Below are 22,835 nucleotides of genomic sequence, written 5' to 3' on the forward strand. Positions count from 1 at the left end.
AGGCCGACGACGTCTCGGGCGGCAAGAACGGCATCCGCGCCGACAACAAGGGCAGCGGCGCGCTTTCCATCACGGTGACCGGAAGGGTGGACGCCGACACCAACGACGGCATCCAGGCCCACAATGACAGCACCGGCACCGACCTCACCATCGTCGCCAACACCATCTACGCCGACGACTACGGCATCATCGCCACCAACGACGGCAGCGGTTCCATCAGCATCACGACCAACGGGACCATTCAAGGCGGCAGCGACGTCGGCATCGCCACGCATTCGTCGGCCGGCACGCTGACGACGATCGTCGTCAACGGGTCGGTGGCGGCGACCAGCGGCAAGGCCATCACCAACGACCTGGGCGATTCCGACATCACGGTCAATGCGGGTGGCTCGCTCAGCGGCGAAGTGAGCCTTGGCGACGGAAGCGACAGCCTGACGCTTTATGGCGACAGCATCGCGGGCGTCACGCTGCTCGACGGCGGAGACGATTCGAGCTCGGTCGACGGCATGGTCGACATCCTGTCCTTCTTCGACGTCACTGCCAGCAAGACTTCCGGCTTCATCACGAACTGGGAGCATATCAGCCTCGACAATTCGGAGCTGACGCTCGCCGGCGACTTCATGGCGCCCGAGCAGCTTTCGATCTTCGGCGGTTCGACCCTTGCGATCAATGGCGGTTTCACGCTTGGCGGCGGCGCGATCACCATGAGGGACGGCGGGGCGGGCGACAAACTCGTCGTTGACGGAGATTTCTCCGGATCCGGCTCGTTGGCGATCGACGTCGATCTCGACGCCGATCTTTCCGACCAGCTTCAAATCACGGGCACCCTGTCCGGCGGTCCGGTGAGCATCACGGCCAACGGCTTCGGCAATGCCTCCGGCAATGACATTCTGGTCGTCGACACCACGGGCGGCACCACCGACGGCGACTTCCTGCTGACGAACTCCATGGTCGGTGTCTATTACATGGACTTGGAGCGGATCGGTGACGACTGGTTCCTGACCAACGCCCGCGCCAGCAGTGCGGCCGCCGCCTATGAGGCTTATCCGCAAGTGCTGGCCAGCCTGATGGGCCAGCCAACCTTGGCGCAGCGTGGCGGAGGCCGCTTCCTCGACCCGGTCCACGCCGCGGCCGACGCTTTCGGTGGCGCAGGTTCGGCTTCTGGCGGCAGCGAAGCGGTCTGGACGCTGCTATCCGGCTCGCATTCGCACCTTGCGCCCGACAGCCTGTCCGACGCCGAGATCGACCAGAACCAGTGGCAGGCCCGGAGCGGCCTCGACGCCTTGTTGATCGAGGGCGCCAACGGCAGCCTGTTCGGCGGGCTGACCCTCAATTACGGCGAGGCTGACGCCGACGTGCTCTATTCGCTGGGCGACGGCATGATCGGGACGAAGACCCGCGGTGTCGGGCTGTCCGCCACATGGGTCGCAAACAACGGGTTCTATGTCGACAGCCAGGCGCAGTGGAACTGGTTCGAGAGCGATATCGCTGCAGACGGGTTCGGAACCCTCGCCAGCGGCACGGATGCGACCGGTCATGCGCTGAGCCTGGAACTCGGCCAGCGCATCGACATCGAAAACGGCGTTCGTCTCATGCCGCAGGCGCAACTCGTCTACAGTTCGATCGATTTCAACGACTTCACCGATCCCAACGGCTTCGACGTCTCGCTCGATGACGGTGACAGCCTGATCCTGCGCACGGGATTGTCGGCGGAATGGTCGGGCACGAACGCGCAGGGCGGAACGAGCAGCGGGTATGTGCTCACCAACATCAGACACGATTTCCTGGGTGGCTACGGTGTCAATGTCGCCGGCGGGCAATTCGACAGCGCTGCCGACGAGTGGACGGGCGAAGTGGGCCTTGGCGGATCCCATGAATGGATGCCCGGCCAGTCGCTCTATGGCGAAGTCAGTGTTTTGACGGGGCTCGGCAATTTCGGCGAGAGCTACTCCGTGCGCGGAACCAGCGGCATCTCGCTTCGGTTCTGATCAGGGCGGTCCGGGCGCAGGGCCGGCGTTCGCACAGTCCCGCTTCGATGCTTCCGGAGAAACAAGAACCCCGGATCGGGTCCACGCGCGCTATCACCTGACCCCATCATCCGAGAGGGGCCCGGAATCAGGACGTCTTGCCTTCCGTGCTGCGCTGCTCTTTCAGTTGCCGTACAGCCGCATCCCGGGACAGTCTGATCGTCTGGCTGTTGATTTCTCCGGCCCGCTCCGCGTCCCCGGTCCTTATGGCTTCAACCAGTTCCGCCCAAAGCCCGGACGACTGCTTTCTGCGCTCCTCGGTCATCAGACCCAATTGCGCATAACGCAGCGTTTGACGCGACAGGGACTGGATCATGTCGACGAGCTTGGCGCTCCCTGACGCGCCGGCGACGATCTGTCCGGCCTGAGAGCTCAGCGCGATGTAGTCGGTCGCGCTGAGATCGCCATTGGCGCCCTGCACCATCGCGTCCACGGTTCCGCTCAGCCGCGCGAGAGTCGTCGGATCGATGCTCCTGGCGGCCTGCTGTGCGGCGAGCACGGAAAGCGCCGCCCGAATGTCGAACAATTGCTCGACTTCCTCAATGCTCAGTTCGGTGACCTGGGCGCCGCGCCGCGGAGAAAAGGTCACCAGCCCCTCCTTCTCAAGCAGCCGCAGCGCCTCGCGCACCGGCCCCCGGCTCACATTGAACGCAGTGGCAACCGGGATTTCCTGAATGCGCTCGCCGGGCCCGATTTCCCCCGCAAGAATGGCGTTGCAGATGCGATCCGCGATCTGCTCCGGAAGGCTGAGCATGGCACCCTCCGGCCGGAAGGCAAAGGCGTAGCGCGGGGGGTGTTTCGCGAAGCTTTCTGGGTCAATCATCCGTCGCCAACCTATTCACAACGCCGAGCAGCGCAACATGCGCAAGAGAACGCCGCAGCCCGCGGTGGGCAGTCCGGCCGGCATTATTGGACGCAGGTAACGCCTGATTCAAGCCGGCCGGGCGGCGGATTCACCGTTTAGCGTGAACCCTCCAGCCATGTGCGCAGGGTGCCGAGCGCGCCAAACAACGCCGCTCCCAGTCCAGCCTTGAACAGGGTCGCCAACAGGAAGGGCTCGACACCTGATCGCCACGCGGCATCCCAGCCCATTGCGATCCCCAGCCAGAGCGCACCAAGCGTCAGGATGAGGGCGTGCCCCGCCACCATGCCGGCGGCCGCCTTCCAGAACGAACTCAGCCAGCCACGCTCGGCAGCCCACCCTGTCAGCACCGCGGCGACAAGAAAGCCGAGGAGATATCCCCCGGTCGGCCCTGCCATGTACGCAAGTCCCAGGCCGCGTTCCGGCGTTCCTGCGAATACGGGCAGACCGAGCGCACCCTCGACAAGATAGGCTCCGACAACAAGCAGCGCGCCGCGCGCGCCAAATCCCATACCGACGGCCAGAATGGCGGCCGTTTGCATGGTCATGGGAACAGGCCAGAATGGGACCTGAATTTTGGCGCTGGCGATCAACAGCAGATTTGCCAGGACGGCCGCCGCCGCAAACCAGCCCAAACGCGATGTGCTGGCGGTGCCGGTGAGTTTTTGCGTCAACATGGTTTGTCTCCTTGATAATCGCGGCCAGGCGTCAAACGCTCATGCGGGCGATGACCTGCCCTTCTTCGACCAGATCGTTTTCAGTGACCAGAATTTCGGTAATGACACCGTCAAGCGGCGCGCCGACGGGAATCTCCATTTTCATGGATTCAAGCGTGACCACCGGATCATCTTCCGAGACGCTGTCGCCAACTGATGCGTCAATCTTCCAGACGGTACCTGTCAGGGATGATCGTATGTCCTTGGTCTTGCTCATGCCGGGTTCCTCTTATGAAATGGGGGAAAGGCCGGAAATCAGTCCGGTATGGACCCGGCCGGAAACAAAATCCGCGTCTTGCAGGATGTGAAGCAGAAGCGGAATGTTGGTCTTCGGACCGCTGATCCGGGTTTGCCGCAGGGCAGCGCTCAGCTTCGCGATGGCCTCAGGCCGGTCCGTTCCGGTGGCGATCACTTTGGCGATCATGGGATCGTAAAAGGGTGTGATCGTCGTTCCGGCCGCGAAGCCGGTATCAACTCTGATCCCTTCGCCTTCCGGCATGTCGAAATCCGCGATCGCACCCGGCGAGGGCAGGAACGTCTTGGGGTCCTCGGCATAGATCCTGGCCTGCACGGAATGTCCGGTCAGTTTTGGTCGCGGCGCCACCGCGTCCATGGCCTCGCCCTCAGCCAGCCGGATCTGGATCTCCACGAGGTCGGTGCCGGTGACCTCCTCGGTGACGCCATGCTCCACTTGCAGCCTCGTGTTCATTTCCAGGAAGGAGAACCCGATGTCGGGGTGATAGAGCATCTCCACCGTGCCGATGGTGGAATAGCCGAGCGCGGCAACGGCGGCGGCGGCCCGCTCGCCCATCGCGTCGAGTTCGGCGCGCGGAACCGCCGGAGCCCCCGCTTCCTCGATCACCTTCTGATGCCGCCGCTGGACCGAGCAGTCGCGCTCGAAGAAGTGCCGCGCCTTACCGAACCGGTCGACCGCGATCTGGAACTCGATATGCCGGGGGCGCTCGACAAGGCGCTCGAGATAGACTTCTGCGTCCGCGAATGCGCGGCTCGCCACACTTCTGGCGCGCGCCACCGCCGCCAGCAATTCTCTGGAACTGAGGGCCGGCTGCATTCCGATCCCGCCGCCGCCATTGGCGGGTTTGACAAGCACGGGATAGCCCAGCTCATCTCCGGCCTTGAGCACCGCCTCGTCGCTGTCAGGCAAGGCCCCCGAACTGGGCACCATGGGCAGGCCGGCAGCCGCCATCTTGCGGCGTGCTTCGGTTTTTTCGCCCATGGCGCGGATGACATCCGGCGAGGGACCTATGAAAGCGACGCCCGCCTCGGCGCATTTCTGCGCAAATCCCGGGTTTTCGGACAGGAACCCGTAGCCCGGATGGATGGCGTCCGCGCCGAAGCGCTTTGCGGCCGCAATGATGAAGTCCTGGTCAAGATAGCTTTCGCTGGCCCTGTTGCCCGGGGCTTCCGCCCTGAACGCGGCCTGCCCGACATAGGGAAGGTCCGCATCCGCGGGCGAGTGGACCACACCCACCTCCCTGCCCATGCGCTTTGCGGTTCGCATGACCCGGGCGGCGACAGCACCCCGATTGGCGATCAGAATCGTCTTATACATCGATGCCATTCATCTGTAGGGCCAGTCGGCCAGCCGTCTTCTCCCCAACCCGTTGGTTCGGGCGCGCGTGTGCACGGCCAGAGCGGAGACCAGATGGTCGCGGGTCATCGCCGGCGTGATGACCGACTGCGCCGCGAACATTCCCGCAATCTCATAAGGCGAGTTGTCCGCCTCGACTTTGGTGCGCAGCTCCGCGAACTTCTCGGGGTCGGTCCCCCGGTCAACGCCATGCGCGATGGCCACCGCGATCCCCGGGTCCATGAAACTGACCTCGGCGCGGTTCCAGACGGAAAAGTCATCGGAATTGCGTCCGCCGCCCATATTCACATAGGCAGCGCCGTAGCTCTTGCGCAGCACCACGGAGAGCTTGGGTACCGTGCACATTTGCAGCGCCTGGATGTTGCTCATGATCTTGGCAGGCATGCCGCGACGCTCGCCCTGAACCCCGACGAGGAACCCGGGCTGATCAACCAGCTGGATGACGGGGATGTGGAATGAGTCGCACAAGACAAGGAACGAGATCGCCTTGTCGCAGGCGTCGTAATCCACCGCGCCGCCCTTTTTTGCGGGATTGTTGGCCATGATGCCGACTGTCTGGCCGTCGAGCCTCGCCAGCCCCGTTATCAGCGAGGGGGCGAACCGGCGCTTCAGATCGAAGAAACTGCCCGCGTCGACAATCGCGTCGATGACCTTGTACATGCTGTAGACCTTGGCCCGGTCCAGGGGCACGATGTCCTCCAGCGTTCGCGGGTCGGTCGCCGGCGCTTTGCCGGACCGCCTGGGCGGGGCTTCTCCGGCATGCGAGGGCATGTAGGAGAGAAACTCGCGGATGGCCGCGATGGCCTCCTCGTCCGTGTCGACGAACTGATCCACCAGCCCCGTCACCTCGGCGTGCATCTCCCAGCCCCCGAGTTCCTCCGCATCCACGAACTGCCCGATTGCCTGCGAGGTGACCTTCGAACTGGCGACGGCCAGCACCGCCCCTTTGCGCATCACGGCGTAGTCGGCCATGCAGGTGTACCAGGCGGACGATCCGAAACATGGCCCGAGGACCGCGCTTGCCCACGGGGTTTCGCGGGTGCGCACATATTGTTGCGGATCCCAGCTCGACGCTCCCATGCCGCGCGCGCCCATATTGTCCTGGATGCGTCCGCCTGAGGATTCGCCCAGGAATACCAGCGGCAGGCCGTTCTTGAGCGCGACGTCCTTGGCGTAGGCTATCTTTCGGGCGTTCACGGTGCTGCTGGAAGCGCCCAGAACGGTCATGTCATTGGAAACGGCACCGGCCCGGCGCCCCTCGATCTCGCCGAAGCCGACGACCTTGCCATCGGCAGGCGTCCGGTGCCTGTCTTCGGGGCGTTCGGCCGTTGCAAACAGTCCGACCTCATCGAACCGCCCTGCATCGAACAGGAGCGCAAGCCGTTCGCGGGCATTCAGCACGCCGCTGGCTCTTCGCCTGTCCAGACGTGCGGGCCCGCCCATGGCCAGCGCACGGTCGCGCCGTTCTTCAAACTCGTGCTGTGGATTGTCCATTGTTCCTCCTGTCCGACCATACCGGCATCCGATGTAGGATTGTCAACAAAAATTTTATTTACAATCGTGTTGACAACACGTCGGCGTCGCCGAATAGTTCGAGAAAAGCGAGGAGGGTCAAGTGCCATCACGACAAAGTGGCGATCGCCAGGGAGGCGGGGCAAACCGGATGCCGCTTTCGGGGTACCGGGTGCTGGAACTGTGCAGCACCATTGCCGGGCCCGCCTGCACGCGGCTCATGGCTGATTTTGGAGCCGAGGTGATCAAGGTCGAGCCGCGCGACGGGGACTCGGTCCGCGGGATTGGCGGTCAGGACCACGGCGTGTCGCTCTATGGCGCGGCCATTTTGCGGAACAAGGAATCCATCTCGGTCAACATCAAGACCGAAGAGGGACGGCGGATCGTTCATGACCTCGCCACCCGATGCGACATTGTCGTTGAGAACTTCCGGCCCGGCACTCTCGAGCGACTGGGGTTGGACTACGCGACCCTTTCCGCGGCGAACCCCAAACTCGTCCTCGTGCGCATCAGCGGCTACGGCCAGGACGGCCCCTATTCCGCCAAGGCGGGTTATGGGGCGATCTGCGAGGCCTTCGCCGGCGTTCGCCACATGACGGGCGAACCCGACCGGCCGCCGTCTCGCGTCGCCCTCGCCACGACCGACTATCTGACCTCGGTCTATGCCGCATTCGGCGCGATGGTGGCGCTGCTGAACGCAAAGGAAACCGGCAAGGGCCAGGTGGTCGATGCCGCGCTCTACGAGGCCGCCTTCAGCATGATGGAATCGGTGGTGCCGACCTATGATCGTCTCGGCACGGTCCCTTCACGGCAGGGCTCGAAACTCCCCGGCACCGCACCGAACAACCTCTACCTGACGGCCGACGACACCTATGTGCTGATCGCCGCCAACAACAATGCCGTGTTTCATCGGCTGGCGCAGGCCATGGGGCAGGAAGAGCTCATCACCGACCCCCGGTTTCTCAACATTCGCGACCGCAGCGAAAATGACGACGCCCTCGACCAGGAAGTGGCCAAATGGGCGCGCACCGTCGACAGCGAGACCGCGATCGGCCTTCTGGAAGACGCTGGCGTACCCGCTTCCCGGGTCAACACCGTCGCCGACATCTTCACTGACGAGCATTTCGCGGCCCGCGACATGCTGGTCCCTGTCCCGCATCCCGATCTCGGGTCGGTCACGGTGGCGGGCGTGGTGCCGAAACTGTCCGATACGCCCGGCGAGATCCGCCATCTGGGGCATCGCATCGGCCAGGACACTTTTGGCGTGCTGGAGCGTTTGCTGGGCCTCACAGCCTCCGAGGTCCAAGATCTTGCAGCACGCCAAATCATCTTTCAGTCGCCGTATTCCGGCGCGCAGGAGCCGGCGGTCCGGCACGCAGCAAAGGTCTAGACGGTGGTTCGAGGGAAGCTGGAAAACGAAGGCGGCTGGGACGACGAGATCGACGATCTGCATCGCCGCAGACACATCGCCGGGCAGATGGGCGGCGCCGATTCCGTCGCGCGGCAACACGGTTTCGGCAAGCTGACGGCCCGCGAACGGATCGAGAAGCTGTGCGATCCGGACTCCTTCAGGGAGTATGGCAGCCTGGTGGGCAAGGCCACCTATGCCGACGACGGAACACTGGAAGACTTCACCCCCGCAAACAGCGTGACGGGAACCGGCCGCATCGACAAGCGTCACGTCTGCGTGGCGGCGGACGATTTCACCATTCGCGGCGGGTCGTCGGAGGCGGCCAATCCCGACAAATGGGTCTATGCCGAGCGGCTGGCGCTCGAAGCCGCGACGCCGCTGGTCCGGCTGGTGGACACCGCCGGCGGGAGCGTGAAGCTCCTCGACCAGAACCAGACCACCCGCTTCCCCGACTATTCCAAATGGCCCATCCTGCCGCTGCTCGAGGCGGTTCCCGTGGTCGGCGTGGCGATGGGATCCTGCGCCGGGCTGGGCGCGCTCAAGGTGATCGCTTCGCATTTCTCCATCATGGTTCGCGATACCAGCCAGGTGTTCGCGGCAGGGCCGCCGGTGGTGAAGCAGGCCCTCGGCATCGAAATCGACAAGAACGATCTCGGCGGCTACATGGTCCATTCCCGCCACAGCGGCATGGTGGACAATGAGGCCGTCGACGAAGAGGATGCGCTACGCCAGGTGCGGGCCTTCCTGTCCTACATGCCACGCAATGTCTGGAGCCTTCCCGAACGCCTCGACACGGGCGATCCGCGCGACCGCGAGGAAGAATGGTTGAACACCGCCATCCCCAGGAACCGGCGCAAGGTCTTTGATCCGCGCAAGATCGTCGAGGCGATCGTCGACAAGGACAGCGTGTTCGAGATCGGCCGCTATCACGGCAAATCCATCCTCACCATGCTGGCCCGCCTCGACGGCGTTCCGGTCGGCGTCATGATCGGCGACACGCGGGAAGCAGGCGGCGCCATGACGCTGACATCCGCCAACAAGGTCGAGCGCTTCGTCGAACTCTGCGACCGTTTTCACCTGCCGGTGGTCAATTTCGTCGACCAGCCCGGCAACATGACGGGCCCAGAGGCGGAGCGCGCGGCGACACTGACCGGCGCCCTCAGGGTGATGAAGGCCATCGAACGGGCAACCGTTCCCTGGGTCACCGTCGTCATCCGCCGGGCCTTCGGCCTGGCGGGGGGATTGCACGGTGCGCAATTCGGACGCGACGGCGGGCGCAGGCCGCTCAACCACCGCTTCGGATGGCCCTCCGCACGCTGGGGATCGATCCCGATCGAAGGCGGGGTGGCGGCGGCCTACAAGCGCGAAATCGCGGGCGCCGACGATCCGGATCGCAAGCGAGAGGAACTCGAGGCCCATTACGGGCGCCTCAGTTCGCCCATGCGGACGGCCGAGCGCTTCTTCATCGTGGACATCATCGAACCGAAGAAAACGCGGCCGTTGCTGTGCGATTGGATCGATCTTTGCCAGGACCGTCTGAAACTCACCGCGGAGGGTGTCGGCATCGTGAACTGAATCCCGGGCGGAGTTCGAGAGCTTCTCCAACCTTTGCCCACTCGATTGGTCGTTCAAATTTCAAAAGGGAGGAACCGGAATGAATTTGACCAGACTCGCGCTTGGCGCAATCCTAACAGGCACAACCCTGGTGAGCTGTCTTGCTCCGGCAGCAGCTCGGGACTTCACTCTCAAGCTGGCACATCACTATCCCGATGTTCACATCCAGGCAGCCGGGCTGAAGCTTTTCGCCGAGGAGGTTGAGGCGAAGTCCGAAGGCCGTATCAAGGTCGAGGTCTATCCGGCCGAAACGCTGGTCTCCGGCCGTGAAGCGCTTGACGCGGTTGAAAACAACGTCGTTCAGGCCGCGCCGATGCCGGGCAATTACCAAACCGGCATCATTCCGTCCCTGCAATATTTCACCTACCCGTTCATGTTCGACGACGCGTCGCATTTCCGCCGGGCGGTTGAGGGCGGGATCAAGGACCTGCTGGTGCCCGAATATGCAAAACACAACATCGTGCTGCTGAACTACTACCACAAGGGCGCGCTGCACCTGATGGACAAGGGCAAGTTCCTTACCTCCGAGGACGCGTTCAGCGGAGAGCGTGTCCGCAGCCTCGGCCCGGCGATCTCCGAATTGCTTTCGGCTCTCGGCGCCAATCCGCTGTCGGTTCCGCTGGGCGAAGTCGATTCCGCGATCGAACGCAATGTCATCGACGCAGTGACAACGAACTGCGCGGCCCACACGTCGCGCGGCTGGGTCGAGCACCTCAAATTCGTGACCTTTGCCGACATGTCTCAAGGTGGTGAAGGGCTGGGTATCAATGCCGGCTTCTACAACGGCCTGCCTGCCGATCTGCAGGAGATCGTCCAACAGGCAGCCAAGGACATGGAAGACCTGGAATGGACCAGCATGATCGCGGATGACGAGGAGGCGTGCTTTGACAAGTGGGAGAAGGCCGGCGCTCAGGTCCACAAGCTGACCGCAGAGGAAAAGGCCCTGTTCGTGTCCCGCTCGCGGCCCATTCTGGACAAGGCCATCGCCGACAATCCTGATATTCAGCCGTTCGCCGACATCGCGGATCAGACACGATGAAACTTGCCGCCCGCTTCCAGGCCCTGTCACACGCCGTCGCCTGGTTCCTGCAGATGATCGCCGGAGCCGTCCTGGTCCTGACCGCGATCTGCGTCACCCTCAATGCGACGTTGCGATACGGCTTCCACAAGGACATCGCGCTCCTGACGGAAGCGGGCGGCTACATCTTTCTTTTCGTTGTCTTCTTCGGGCTCGCGGCGGCATTCGTCGCGGGTTCGCACGTCTCCATCGAAATTCTCTCGCTCGTCGCGCCGAAGCGGCTTGCGCGCTTCATGTACGACATCGTGGTCCCCCTGGTCTCGATGGTGTTCGTTGGCGCCGTTCTCTATGCCGGCGCGGTCATCGCCCAGCGCTATTACCTGACCGGCCGGCTCACCGACGGGAGTGTTCCGCTGCCGTTCTGGTGGTTCATCGCCATCGTGCCGATCGGGTGCGTCGCAATGGAACTCAGCCTCCTTTCCCACGTGTTTGAAAATCTGCGGAAGTGGAAGCAAACACCCGCTTCAAGCTCGAAGAGCTCACGTTAGGAAACGGAAACACCTGTATGTCTGTCGAGGTCATCGGTCTTCTTTTCATCGCCGGCATGCTGTTCGCGATCTTTCTCGGGCTGCCCGTCGCCATCGCGCTCGGCAGCGTGGGCTTGCTCAGCCTGTTCTATGTCGGCGGCACCTCGACACTGATCGTGATGGCTGGCGGCACCGCTGTCTATCAGCTGTCGCATTTCGGCCTGCTCGCCATTCCGCTCTTCATGCTGATGAGTTCGACGATCAAGGCTTCCGGCATCGGCGCGAACATCGTCGACCTCGTCATCAAATGGCTGCACAAAGTCCCCGGCGCGCTGCATTCGGCGGCCGTCGTCTCGTGTGCGATCTTCGCAGCCATGTCGAGTTCGTCGGTGGCGACCGCCGCGGCGATCGGCGGCTTCGTGCTGCCCGAGATGAAACGGCGCGGACACAATCTGAGGCTCGGCATCGGCGCCGTCGCAGTTGGCGGAACGCTGGGGATCATGATCCCCCCAAGCAACTACTTCATCCTTTACGGGGTGCTGACGGAAACCTCGATCACCAAGCTCTTCATGGCCGGCATCGTGCCCGGATTGATGATCGTGAGTGCGGTGATTGCGTTCAACACCGTCTTGTTCCGGTTGCGGCCCGACTTGAACTCCACCGAGGTCACCGAGGAAGCACCCGGCTGGGCAGTGAAATTCCAGGCCCTGCGCAAGGCATGGACGGGACTTGTCCTGATCGTCGCGGTCATCGGCGGGATATTCCTGGGGGTCGTGACGCCGACCGAGGCAGGCGGGCTTGGCGCGGTCATCGCGCTTCTGATCGGCGTGTTTGTGCTCAAGAGCGTCAATCGCAGCAGGTTCGTCGAGATCCTGGTCGAAGCGGTCCAGACCACAAGCATGATGGGGTTCATCATCTATGGCGGACTGCTTCTGGCCCGTGCCTCCACCATGATGAACCTTTCGACCTATCTGATCGGGGTGATCACCGAATCCGGGCTTGAACCCTGGCAGGTCCTGCTCCTCATCAATCTGCTTCTGCTGGTCCTGGGCATGTTCATGGACGCCGCCGCGATCACCATTCTGACGGTGCCGCTCCTGTTCCCGGTGATCGTTTCACTCGGCTTCGACCCGATCTGGTTCGGGGTTGTCGTGGCCCTGAACATGGAACTGGCGCTCGTCACACCGCCGGTGGGCCTCAACATTTTCGTGCTCAAGGCCGTGGCGGGCGTGTCATTGCGCGAAGCCCTGCTGGGGACGATGCCCTATGCGGCCCTTCTCTTCGTCTGCCTCGGCATTCTCATCGCATTCCCGCAGATTGCCCTTTGGCTGCCCGGCATGATCCAGTGACGTGATCGCCTTCCAGCGGCCGCGACGACCGGGAACCCGATGTTTCCCGGTTCTGCCCACACAACGCGGCCCGAAGGCAAACTGAGCGCCGCCACACTGGCCGGTTCGGCATCGCCGGGCGCAGGTCGGTCCCAGGTCAGTCCCAGGCCATCCAGACTTTCCGCCCCGAGGCCGGACGGGTCGTCCAGCGCGACCTTCCGGTTTCAGCCGGTCGGCGGCCGGTGACCAGGGTTTCCGGACGTCCCCGGCCGAACCGGCAGCAGTCCCGGTGTCACGAATCTCGGCAACGAATCGACGGTGAAATAATCAGATGATCGGGGTTGCGGCGCGGCATTTTTCAAATTGCAAATCGCTGCAGAAGCCGCCGTGTATTGCTCCCCGACAAGTGTATGAAATTCATGAATTTAATTTGCCGGTTTCGGCGAAAAGCACGCGTAGATTTTCAATTTGAAAAGACGGCATTCAATTGACTGCAAATATTCGCGCAAATAAATTGTAGTCATCCAAAATTGATCGGAAATGCAGAAGATGCGAGCGCTGACAAACGCGCTCGATCGCTGACCTATTGTGCTTTTGCAACCCTCCGGTGGTTTTGGCCGCAGACACCATTTGGGGACGTGATCGTGCGCAGTGTAACGAAGAAGGCGAGCAGCAACTCAGGGGCGGTCCTGCCGGGGTTTGCGGTTTCGAAATCCGAAATGCCCGACAAACCCGGCGCCGGTGTCGAGCGGGCCACCAGGGCGCTTGCCGGTGTGACGCTGTCGATGGGTTCAACGCCCGCGATGCGCTTCCTTGGCGCGATTGCGATTGCGGCGGTCGCGGCGCTCGTCCTTCTCCCGCGCGCAGGTCATGCCGGGCCGGGTCCGTGCCTTCAAGACGGAAACACGGTGACCTGTACGGGCGACCAATCCGCGGGCGTCCTGGAGCCAACGGATTACGCCTCGCCGCCCACACAGATATTCATCATCGATTCGACGACCGCGATCACACCCGTCGCCGGCAATTCCGGCGTCGACGCGAGCGGCGACGATGTCGGGCTCTACGACATCACCGTGCGCGCTCCCAACGGGATCTTCATCACAGGGGATCTCGCTGCGGGCATAAATGCCGGACTTGCGACAGGCAATCCGGTTCCGCCGTTCAATGGCGATGTGATCGTCAATTCCGAAGCGAATATTTCCGCCAATGGCACAAGGATGCAGGGCATCTCGGCGTTCGTAGGCGGCAGCGGCAGCGTCACTGTCACGTCGGTTGGAGATATCACCGTCAACACCAACCTCGACCCGGCCGGATTCGGCGAGGCGATCAACGCATCGGTCGGCGATACCGGCAATGTCACAGTCGATACCACAGGCAACATCACCACGACCAACGCGGTCGGGATAAACGCTGCGGCAAACATCGGTAACGTCAGCATTACGAATGCAGGCGACATCGCGGTGTCTGGCGATGGAGTGGAAGCGATTAGCGCGAATACGGTGTCGGGGGACATATCGATAACGAGTTCCGGAAACATCTCGGCGGATGGCGGTCAGCCCGCTCTCGAAGCAATCATTGTCGATACCGGCAATATCTCGCTTTCGAGCACCGGCAATATCACGACCACGAATGCGCAGGGCATCAGTGCGGTGACGAGTAATGGGACTGTCGACGTCACGAATGACGGAAATGTCGAGGTTACGGGAGATGATCAGCACGGCATCTTGTTTGCGGCGAACAACGGCAACCTGTCGCTCACAAGCACCGGCAACGTGACAACGAACGGCGTCGGAGCTCATGGATTCGCATCGGTATTCAATGGCGACGTCACGATCACATCGGAAGGCGACATCACTGCATCAGGTGACGGTTCAGCTGGCATCTATCTGCTCCGGGGCGGAGAACCTGCGGTCGGCACGCTCGCCAGCATCACCTCGACCGGAGATATCCTCGCGACGGGGGCCGGCTCTGCCGGCGTCTTCGCGGGGCTCGACGACAACATGTTCGGGTCGTTTGCCTTCACCGGAAATGTGAGCGCGACAGGATCAGCGTTTCAGGTCGAAGTTGGCGCGGGCGGGGCGTTCTTCGATCTGAGCGGCGGCGTTTTTGCAGGTGGCACTGGTGCCGCGATCGACATTCCCAATGTCGCAGGCGTCGAGAATGCCTTTGTCACCATCAACACCGACGCGTCGACGACCCTGACTGCCGCCTCCGGCACCGCTGTCGTCAGCAATGCGGGCGCAACGACGATCAACAATTCCGGCCTGATGGACGGCAGTGTGTTGCTGCGGTCCGGCGGGAACAACCGGATCAACAATCTGGCCGGCGCAACCTTTGCTCCGGACTCAGATGTCATCGTCGGGGCAGGCAGATTTGTCGTCAATGACGGTACGTTTTCGCCATTCGGACTTGGCACGCTCGGCACGACTCAGGTCACCGGGAACCTGTATTCCAACGAAGGCGCCACCTATCAGGTCGACATATCCGACATCGGCTCGGACGCGACGAGCGTCGACGGCCAGTTCACCCTGAACGGCACGCTGGACATCAACGCGACGACGCCCGAAAACACATTCGCCGTCAACGACGTGTTCTCCATCGCCGACGCATCGGGCGGAATATACGGCACATTTTCCAGCGTGACGGACAATCTCGCCAACTTCGAGATCGTGCCGCTGATCGCCCGCGACCGGTCGCAGCTCGCCGCGGTGCTGACGACCGACGGGATCTTCACGACCGGGGACTGTTCCGCGGTCGCCGGGGTTGTCGTGTGTTCGGGAAACCAGTCGGACGGGATCACCAATATCGGCCTGACGCCGGATTTCGCGTCGCTGACGTCCAACCAGCTCGTGGTCGAGAACCTGACGCAAACGGTCGGCGCACCATCCGGAGCGGCGGCGGTAGAGGTGCTGGTCAACAACCCGTCCGGCTTCTTCGCCGACATCGACACGGGGGTGCACGGCATCAGCACGGTTGGCCAGGGACAGAGAGGCATAGAGGTGTTCAACACCGGCGGTGCGGTCAGCATCGAGTCGGCCGGGGACATCTCGACGCTTGGCAGGAATGCTAATGGGATCGTCGGTGTGACCACCGGCGGTGGCGATGTGTCGATCACGTCGTCTTCGGACATCTCGACGACCGCCATCGATACACACGCCGTCATCGGTGAAACACAGAACGAAAACGGCGGGGTCACCATCACCAACTCTGGCGAGATCGTCACGACCGGCGGGTTGTCGAAGGGATTGCTGGCGTCGGTGCGGGAAGTCGGCGACATAAGCATCACCAATACCGGGGCCATCAGGACACAGCATGACTCGATTTATGCCCTGGCTCGGCGGGGCGGCAACATCACGATCGACAACACCGCCGATCTTGCGTCAGGGGGCGATAACGCCATTGTTGCCGTGGTTGGCGACGATGATGTCGGAGATGGCAACATCACCATCAACTCGGTCGGAAATCTGTCTGTCGTCGATGGTGAGTCTGCCGGAGGTATTGGCGCCGATGTGGAAGGGGACGGCGATATCGACATATCGTCCTCTGGCGACATTACCGCCAACGGAGGGTTTGGCAGCGGCATCACAGGCAGGATCGGCGGCGTTGGAGACATAACGATCCGCTCGACAGGCGATATCTTCAGCAGCAGCTACTACGGCATCCTTGGTTCGGGCGGCGTCAACACGCTCATCGAGCATGAAGGCAACATAGATTCAGGAGCCACCGGCATTTTCGGCTCCGGCGGCGAAAGCCTCGTGATCAATTCGCGCGGCAATATCGATGCGACTGCCGCAGATTTCACCGGCGCGATCGAAGCCAACACGGACCGGGACGGGACTGTTGCGATAAACCACACCGGCGACATCCGCGTTTCACTCGAAGGCATCGGGAACACCGTGATCGGCTCCGGAATCCTGATCGAGACGGGCAGTTTCTTCGGCACGCAGGCTGTCGACATGAATGTCGATCTCACCGGCGACATAACATTTGCTGAAGGCCTCGGAATCGTCGATTCTGCGGGATTTCTGGATAACCAGCGCCTGAGCGCCGGCGTTTCCCTCGTATCGCTCAGCCCGCGCAACATGACGGTCAACGTCACAGGCGACATCACATCGACCAATGCGAACGTGCATGGCGTCGCTGCCATTTTTCGCACGGCAAACCCGAACTCTTTCGGTGACATCGACATAACGTTGAACGGCGACATCTCGGTTACCGGCGAGAATGCCGATGGAGTGCGCACCCGCGGCACGGCGGACACCACGGCAACCGTAACCATCGCCGGCGGTTCCATTTTGGGCGGAACAGGTGAAAGCGGCACCGCCGTCGAATTCCGAGGTCCTTCCGGTTCCACCGGCATCCTGAACGTCGATGCGGGCTCCATTGCCGCATTGTCGGGCGTTGCCGTGCGTGGCCTCGACGGCAGCGAGACGATCAACAATGCAGGAACGATCACCGGCAGCATTCTGCTTGGCGGCGGCGTGAACAGCTTCAACAATCTGGCCGGTGGCCGCTTCAACTCGGGCGTCACCGTCGATCTGGGTGGCGGTGTTCTGCGCAACAGCGGCACAATTGCCCCTGGCAGTTCCATCGGCACGACCAACCTTCTCGGCGGCCTGGTGTTGGAATCGACCGGTGTTCTGGACATCGAGATTGCAGGCGACGGAACGGCCGACCGCATCGACGCGACGGGTACGGCGACGATTGCCGGCACGCTGTCCGTATTCGGCCTTGGCTATCCGACCGGATTTCCCAATGCCCAGACCTATACGATTCTGACCGCCGACGGCGGGGTGACGGGCACCTTCGACACCGTCACCGACAACCTGCCGGACGTCGACGTAGTGGCCACCTATTCGGCCAACGCCGTCAACATCGGATACACCAGGGACGGAACGGGGCCCACGCCGCCGAATTATTCCGACAAATCCATCCTCGCCGACAGCCTTGAGGGCGGGTTGCTGGCTGGCCGCCTGTTCGACGAGATGCTGCAAATGCGCATGAATGGCCTTCAGCTGGCTGCGAGCCTCGGCGGAAGGTCAATGGATGATGCGCTGGGCTATGCGAGCATGTATGCCGGCCTCGGCGACCAAGATAGCACCATCGGGATGCTTGGCGCCGCGCCGGGTGTGTCTGGCGACGACAATCAAGTTTGGCCTGCGACGGCGTTCTGGCTCGGCGGTCTGGGCGGATACGGAAGTGTCAATGAAAGCAGCGTTTCCCCCGGCTTCGATCAGGCGACTGGTGGTCTTGCGGCAGGCTTCGATTTTGCGGGGCACATGGGTTCAGGAACCCTGCTGGGCGGGATAGCCGGCGGCTATTCGGTGTCCAATCTGGATAAGAGGCTCGCCGCGGCCGATATCAAGACCATCCATTTCGGCGCTTACGCGAGTTTTCTTGACGGACCGCTGCTCGTTTCCGGCGCGCTATCCTACGGCTTCCAGAATTACGAAATTTCCCGCACGATCCCGATAGAAGGCGCCGCGCCGGCCTTCGCAATGGCGAGTACGAGTGGTGGCGTCTTCGCAGCAAGCGCGCAGGCATCCTACGATATCGCTTCTACCTTGGGGCTCGGAGGGTCGCATGGGCTTCGGATCGCGCCGGTCTTGTCGGTCGACCACGTTCATGTCCAGCGCGATGGTTATGTCGAGACGGGTGCCGGTATCCTCAATCTGACGGTCGATAATTCAAGCTTCGCCCGGACTTTTCTCGGTGCCGGGCTGGAATTTGCCGCCCGGTTCGAGACCGCGTCGGGAATGATCATCACGCCTTCCGGCAGCGTGAAATACAGCCACGGCTTTGGCGCGGACGCGGCGACAGTCAACTCGTCGATCGCCGGGGCAGCGGCGGCAGATTTCACCGATGTCGGCGCATCGCTCGGCGACCACATTCTTGATTTGAGCGCCGGCCTTGGCATTTCGGTGAGCGAGAACGTCTCGGTGAATGCCGCATACCGCGCAACGCTCTCTTCAAGTTCCACCAGCCATCGTGGCCAAATATCGCTTCGAATGAAGTTTTGACTTCATCGAGGTGGGGAGACCGGCCGAAGAGTAGGCTCGCGCCCGCACCCGGTGGCGATCGAACTGGCGAAGGTTTGGAGTGAGTGTGTCTTCTGCGTCAGGATGGTTCGATGGGCGGACGCAGGGCAAACGGCAGACAGCCTGCCGCCAACAACAGATTGATACTGTGCAAGGAAAACTGGAGCGGGCGATGAGATTCGAACTCACGACCCCAACCTTGGCAAGCGTGGAATGACCTGCGCCCCTGAATTGTCCCCGCTTGCCGGGTACTGGATCGCATGTTTCTCGTAGCTGTTGGGTGACCTTCCTGATATTGTCAGCGGCAATTGAAACGTCCCAGATATTTCGAGGTTAGCTCGGCGCCACGCCCATTCTGCGTTGAAGTTCGTCCACTCCCATCGGCTTTCCGAACAGCCAGCCTTGCGCATACTGAACGCCCAGGCCTCGAAGGAATTCCAACTGGGGTTCCGTCTCCACGCCTTCTGCAATCATGATCAGGTTCAGTGATTTTGCGATTTCCACGATATGCGGGATAACATGCCCCGTTGCCGCATCGGTTCCGATCGTGTCGATGAACGTCTTGTCGATCTTCAGGAAATCGAGGTCGAACTTCTCGAGAGACGACAGGCTCGAATAACCAGTGCCGAAGTCGTCTATCGCAATTCGGATACCGGCTTCACGCAGCTCGCGGTAGACTTTTGACGCGATGTCAGGATCGGCAAATGACCGCTCCGTGGCTTCGACCACGAAATTGCTTGGACCGGCCTTTGTCGATTTGACGAGACGGGACAACAGGCCCGGTGTGCATTCATCCTGTAGGTCTGACGCGGACAGATTGATGCTCAGGCGAAACTCGGGATTCGCGGCAAACAGGGTTCCAGCGTCCTTCTCCACCAGCTCGATCACGCGCGCGGTGATCCTGCGAATGAGGCCCGTTTCCTCAGCGACCGAGATGAATGTCTCGGGCCGCATGATTTCTCCATCCGCTCGTTGCCATCGAAGCAAGACCTCTGCGCCAACCCACTTCCGGTCGCTGAGATCCACAATCGGCTGATACTCGAGATGAAACTCCTTGTTCCTCAGCGCCGCTTTGATGACGGAGGGCAATGAGACCTGGGTCTTGGCCAATTGAAAGACGGCATAGGCTAGCAAAGAGGCGCCGAAAAAACCGAGGGGAATCGCCAACCAAGCGGTCGCAATCACTTCGTCACGCAGATGCACGGTTGGAAATGCCGCAATCGTACCGAGGTCAAACCGATCGGACGAGGAGAAGGCGACGACATGATCGGAGTCTATGAAGAAGCCATTGCCCTGGTCGCGGCTCCGTTCGAACCACTCCGGTCGTATGGAACCGACCGCAGCCATCGGCAGACCTACGGACGGAACAAAGGCGACGATCGAAACATCTCCGCTCGCGACGGTCACGTCGACTGCCTGCTCCAGGTCGACGATCGCAACGAAACCGCCTCGCGCGAACACCTGGAACGTCTCCTCCCCGGCGAAAGGCAGCCTGACATCTTTTCGAACCTGCAAGCCGGTAGGCAGAACGATATCCGGAGGACCGAGATACAATCCGCCCATGTCTTCACCGAGGGACGAGCATACCAGCCAATTGCCTGCCATGCTGCCGACGGTCTTCAGGTATCGTCGGGCCAGCACGAACGTTCTCATCTTTTGAATGTTGGCTTCAGAGCATGGCGCAATCTGTTTGTCGGCACCCAACTCTGCAAATGCGCCGAATGTCTGATCGGCGATTGTTTCGGATCGGGTGAGTGCGTCTTGAGCGTATCTTGCGGCGCGGTCGAACGCGCTTTCCAGCCCGCGTTCATAGGCAACAAGGATTGCCAGCGTGATCGGAGCCACTATGGCCAGAGCAATGGCCAGATAACTCGCAACCGTGATAGAGCCTCGTTTCATGCGCTGCTTCTTCGGCCCTGAAAACATTCATTCTATTTTAGATCAGGGCAACAAAGAAGAGCCTTCCGTTGGGGAATGATCGCACAGGGTTGCCCCAGACTTCTAGGTTTGACCGCCCATCCAGCTCAATATGCGAAGAACGGCCAGATTCTTGGTCCACGGCTCGAACCTCAGGTAATACCCCTGACGGTGCGCCAGATGGATGTTACCATTCGTACCGCATCGTCTTTGACGAGAACGACAATCCATTGATTGGCCTCGCGCAGGGCAGATGCATGTGCTCTCGTAGTCGTTGGCACCAGGTCAAGAATCTAAACCGCGATTACACGCCGCGCCGAATTCGCAAAACGGTAACCCGCGTGTAACCGCGACCCGTCGAGCCGCTTCCGCGCATATCCATTTCACTGTGCCTGAAAAAGCAAAAGCCCCGGAAACCGGGGCTTTGGATGCCTGGAAAACTGGAGCGGGCGATGAGATTCGAACTCACGACCCCAACCTTGGCAAGGTTGTGCTCTACCCCTGAGCTACGCCCGCTCGGCGGCCTGAAATCGGCTGCCGCTCTATGCAGCAGGCGCAAGGAGAATGCAACAGCAAATTTCACGGTTCTTTTGATTGTCGGTTCGGCGCCCTCGTTGCGCCTTGCCAAGCGCCGATTGTGGCCCGTAAGGGTGGCCGAAACGGCATTGGGAGCGATCGATGACGGATATGGCGCGCAAGACCAGGGCTGACCTGATCTCCTTTCTGGAAACGCTTGGCATCGCGGTGACGACGAGAGAGCATCCGGCGGTCTTTACCGTGGAGGAAGCCAAGGCGCTGCGCGACTCTATCCCCGGCGGGCACACGAAGAACCTCTTCCTGAAGGACAAGAAGGGCCGGCATTTCCTGCTGACGGTCGGCGAGGATGCGGTGGTCGACCTGAAGACGATCCACCAGACGATCGGGGCGAGCGGACGCGTGTCGTTCGGCAAGCCGGAACAGATGATGGCGTATCTCGGCGTCATTCCCGGCGCTGTGACGGCGTTCGGCGTGATCAATGACGCCAATCATGACGTGACGCTGATCTTCGACGCTATGCTGGTCGAGCACGATGTCATCAACGCCCATCCGCTGACCAATGAGGCCACGACATCGATCGCGACGGCGGACCTGCGACGCTTTGTCGAGGCGACCGGCCACGATTGGAATGTCTTGAAACTCGCGGCCGAAAACGCGACATAAGCGGGCAAGTTTTGGCAGGTGTTGCGAGGGATCGGACAATGAACTCCAATGACAACCCGTTTGCCGCCAATCAGGGCGGCTATGGCGCGCAGACGGTGGCTTTCGGCGGCAATGGCGCCGCAGCGCCGGCAGCGGGCGGTGCTCCCGCTGGCGCGCTGATCAAGGACACGACGACGAACGGCTTTCAGCAGGACGTGATCGCCGAATCGCGCAACCAGCCGGTCATCGTCGATTTCTGGGCGCCCTGGTGCGGGCCCTGTCGGCAGTTGGGGCCACGCCTCGAGGCGGCCGTTCAGAAGGCCGGCGGCAAGGTCAAGATGGTCAAGATGAACATCGACGATCATCCGGCGATCCCCGGCCAGATGGGCGTGCAGTCGATCCCCGCCGTCATCGCCTTTGCCGACGGCCAGCCCGTCGACGGCTTTATGGGCGCGTTGCCCGACAGCCAGATCGCCGAGTTCATCGCCAAGCTGACGGCCGGCGCCGGCAGCGCCCAGGAGAAGGCGATCGAGCAGGCGCTCGGCGCGGCGGAAGCGGCGCTCGAAGCCGGAGACACCGGCCAGGCGGCGCAGATCTACCAGATGATCCTGCAGCAGATCCCCGACAATGCGGCCGCCTATGCCGGACTGGTGGGCATGCTGCTCGACGCCGGCGAGACCGACAAGGCCAAGCAGATGATCGATCAGGCGCCTGAAGGCGTCGCGGAATCGACGGAGATCGCCTCGCTGAAGGCGCGCATGGAATTGGCCGAGAAGGTGGCGGGTCTCGGCAATCCGGCCGAGCTGGAGCGCAGGCTGGCAGCCAATCCGGCCGACCATGACGCGCGTTTCGATCTTGCCCAGATCCGCAATGCGTCCGGCGACCGTGAGGGCGCGGGCGATCTCCTGCTGGACATCATGAAGGCGGATCGCGAATGGCGCGAGGACGGCGCCCGGCTGGAACTGCTGAAGTTCTTCGAGGCCTGGGGCCCGACCGATCCGGCCACGGTGAAGGCGCGCCGCAAGTTGTCGACGATCCTGTTTCGATAGGATTCGTCGCCACGCCTTGAGTTCG

15 protein-coding genes and 1 tRNA gene are annotated in these 22,835 nt (G+C 62.0%); 9 read left to right on the forward strand and 7 right to left on the reverse strand.

The window, feature by feature from the left end; all coding sequences use genetic code 11:
* Positions 1-1,988: autotransporter outer membrane beta-barrel domain-containing protein (locus MRY80_RS10635; protein ID WP_293290846.1), on the forward strand; the 1,988-nt coding region annotated here is incomplete at its 5' end.
* 127 nt (positions 1,989-2,115) lie between these two features.
* Here MRY80_RS10635 and MRY80_RS10640 read toward each other — a convergent pair.
* The 5 genes from MRY80_RS10640 to MRY80_RS10660 all read right to left on the reverse strand — a co-directional run bounded on the left by MRY80_RS10640 (position 2,116) and on the right by MRY80_RS10660 (position 6,711).
* On the reverse strand, positions 2,116-2,781 hold the full coding sequence (locus MRY80_RS10640; RefSeq protein ID WP_293290848.1) for a GntR family transcriptional regulator: 666 nt from the start codon (positions 2,779-2,781) through the stop codon (positions 2,116-2,118).
* A gap of 206 nt (positions 2,782-2,987) precedes the next feature.
* Positions 2,988-3,566: a biotin transporter BioY gene (locus MRY80_RS10645; RefSeq protein ID WP_293290851.1), complete on the reverse strand. Its 579-nt coding sequence runs from the start codon at positions 3,564-3,566 to the stop codon at positions 2,988-2,990.
* Between the two features lie 31 nt (positions 3,567-3,597).
* Positions 3,598-3,822 (reverse strand): acetyl-CoA carboxylase biotin carboxyl carrier protein subunit, encoded by a 225-nt coding sequence (locus MRY80_RS10650; protein ID WP_293290853.1) that lies wholly within the window; start codon positions 3,820-3,822, stop codon positions 3,598-3,600.
* Positions 3,823-3,834: 12 nt separating this feature from the next.
* Positions 3,835-5,178, reverse strand: coding sequence for a biotin carboxylase N-terminal domain-containing protein (locus tag MRY80_RS10655; protein ID WP_293290856.1), 1,344 nt, complete (start codon positions 5,176-5,178; stop codon positions 3,835-3,837).
* Positions 5,179-5,187: 9 nt separating this feature from the next.
* Positions 5,188-6,711 carry a carboxyl transferase domain-containing protein gene (locus MRY80_RS10660; protein ID WP_293290858.1) on the reverse strand — a complete coding sequence of 508 codons (1,524 nt, stop codon included), beginning with the start codon at positions 6,709-6,711 and terminating at the stop codon, positions 5,188-5,190.
* Positions 6,712-6,880: 169 nt separating this feature from the next.
* On the opposite strand from MRY80_RS10660, the gene MRY80_RS10665 reads away from it, so the two are divergent.
* From MRY80_RS10665 to MRY80_RS10690, 6 genes are all read left to right on the forward strand, one after another.
* On the forward strand, positions 6,881-8,119 hold the full coding sequence (locus MRY80_RS10665) for a CoA transferase (protein ID WP_293290861.1): 1,239 nt from the start codon (positions 6,881-6,883) through the stop codon (positions 8,117-8,119).
* 3 nt (positions 8,120-8,122) lie between these two features.
* Complete coding sequence (locus MRY80_RS10670; protein ID WP_293290863.1) at positions 8,123-9,715, forward strand: carboxyl transferase domain-containing protein; 1,593 nt, start codon at positions 8,123-8,125, stop codon at positions 9,713-9,715.
* A gap of 85 nt (positions 9,716-9,800) precedes the next feature.
* Positions 9,801-10,793, forward strand: a complete 993-nt coding sequence (locus tag MRY80_RS10675; protein WP_293290866.1) for a TRAP transporter substrate-binding protein — start codon at positions 9,801-9,803, stop codon at positions 10,791-10,793.
* On the forward strand, positions 10,790-11,320 hold the full coding sequence (locus MRY80_RS10680; RefSeq protein ID WP_293290867.1) for a TRAP transporter small permease subunit: 531 nt from the start codon (positions 10,790-10,792) through the stop codon (positions 11,318-11,320). The genes MRY80_RS10675 and MRY80_RS10680 overlap by 4 nt, the downstream gene beginning before the upstream one ends.
* Before the next feature lie 17 nt (positions 11,321-11,337).
* Positions 11,338-12,648: a TRAP transporter large permease gene (locus tag MRY80_RS10685; RefSeq protein WP_293290869.1), complete on the forward strand. Its 1,311-nt coding sequence runs from the start codon at positions 11,338-11,340 to the stop codon at positions 12,646-12,648.
* Between the two features lie 698 nt (positions 12,649-13,346).
* Positions 13,347-18,647, forward strand: a complete 5,301-nt coding sequence (locus MRY80_RS10690) for an autotransporter domain-containing protein (RefSeq protein WP_293290871.1) — start codon at positions 13,347-13,349, stop codon at positions 18,645-18,647.
* A 351-nt stretch (positions 18,648-18,998) separates the two neighbouring features.
* Here the strand turns inward: MRY80_RS10690 and MRY80_RS10695 are convergent, their stop codons facing one another.
* Together MRY80_RS10695 and MRY80_RS10700 are read right to left on the reverse strand one after the other, a co-directional pair.
* Complete coding sequence (locus MRY80_RS10695; RefSeq protein ID WP_293290873.1) at positions 18,999-20,564, reverse strand: EAL domain-containing protein; 1,566 nt, start codon at positions 20,562-20,564, stop codon at positions 18,999-19,001.
* Between the two features lie 459 nt (positions 20,565-21,023).
* Positions 21,024-21,098: transfer RNA gene (locus MRY80_RS10700), tRNA-Gly, on the reverse strand.
* Between the two features lie 162 nt (positions 21,099-21,260).
* Between MRY80_RS10700 and MRY80_RS10705 the strand changes: the two genes are divergently transcribed.
* Positions 21,261-21,782: a prolyl-tRNA synthetase associated domain-containing protein gene (locus MRY80_RS10705; protein ID WP_293290875.1), complete on the forward strand. Its 522-nt coding sequence runs from the start codon at positions 21,261-21,263 to the stop codon at positions 21,780-21,782.
* Positions 21,783-21,820: 38 nt separating this feature from the next.
* Positions 21,821-22,810: a thioredoxin gene (gene trxA, locus MRY80_RS10710; RefSeq protein ID WP_293290877.1), complete on the forward strand. Its 990-nt coding sequence runs from the start codon at positions 21,821-21,823 to the stop codon at positions 22,808-22,810.
* Positions 22,811-22,835: the final 25 nt, after the last annotated feature.

This window comes from Oricola sp., assembly GCF_022763245.1.
Taxonomy (GTDB): Bacteria; Pseudomonadota; Alphaproteobacteria; order Rhizobiales; family Rhizobiaceae; genus Oricola.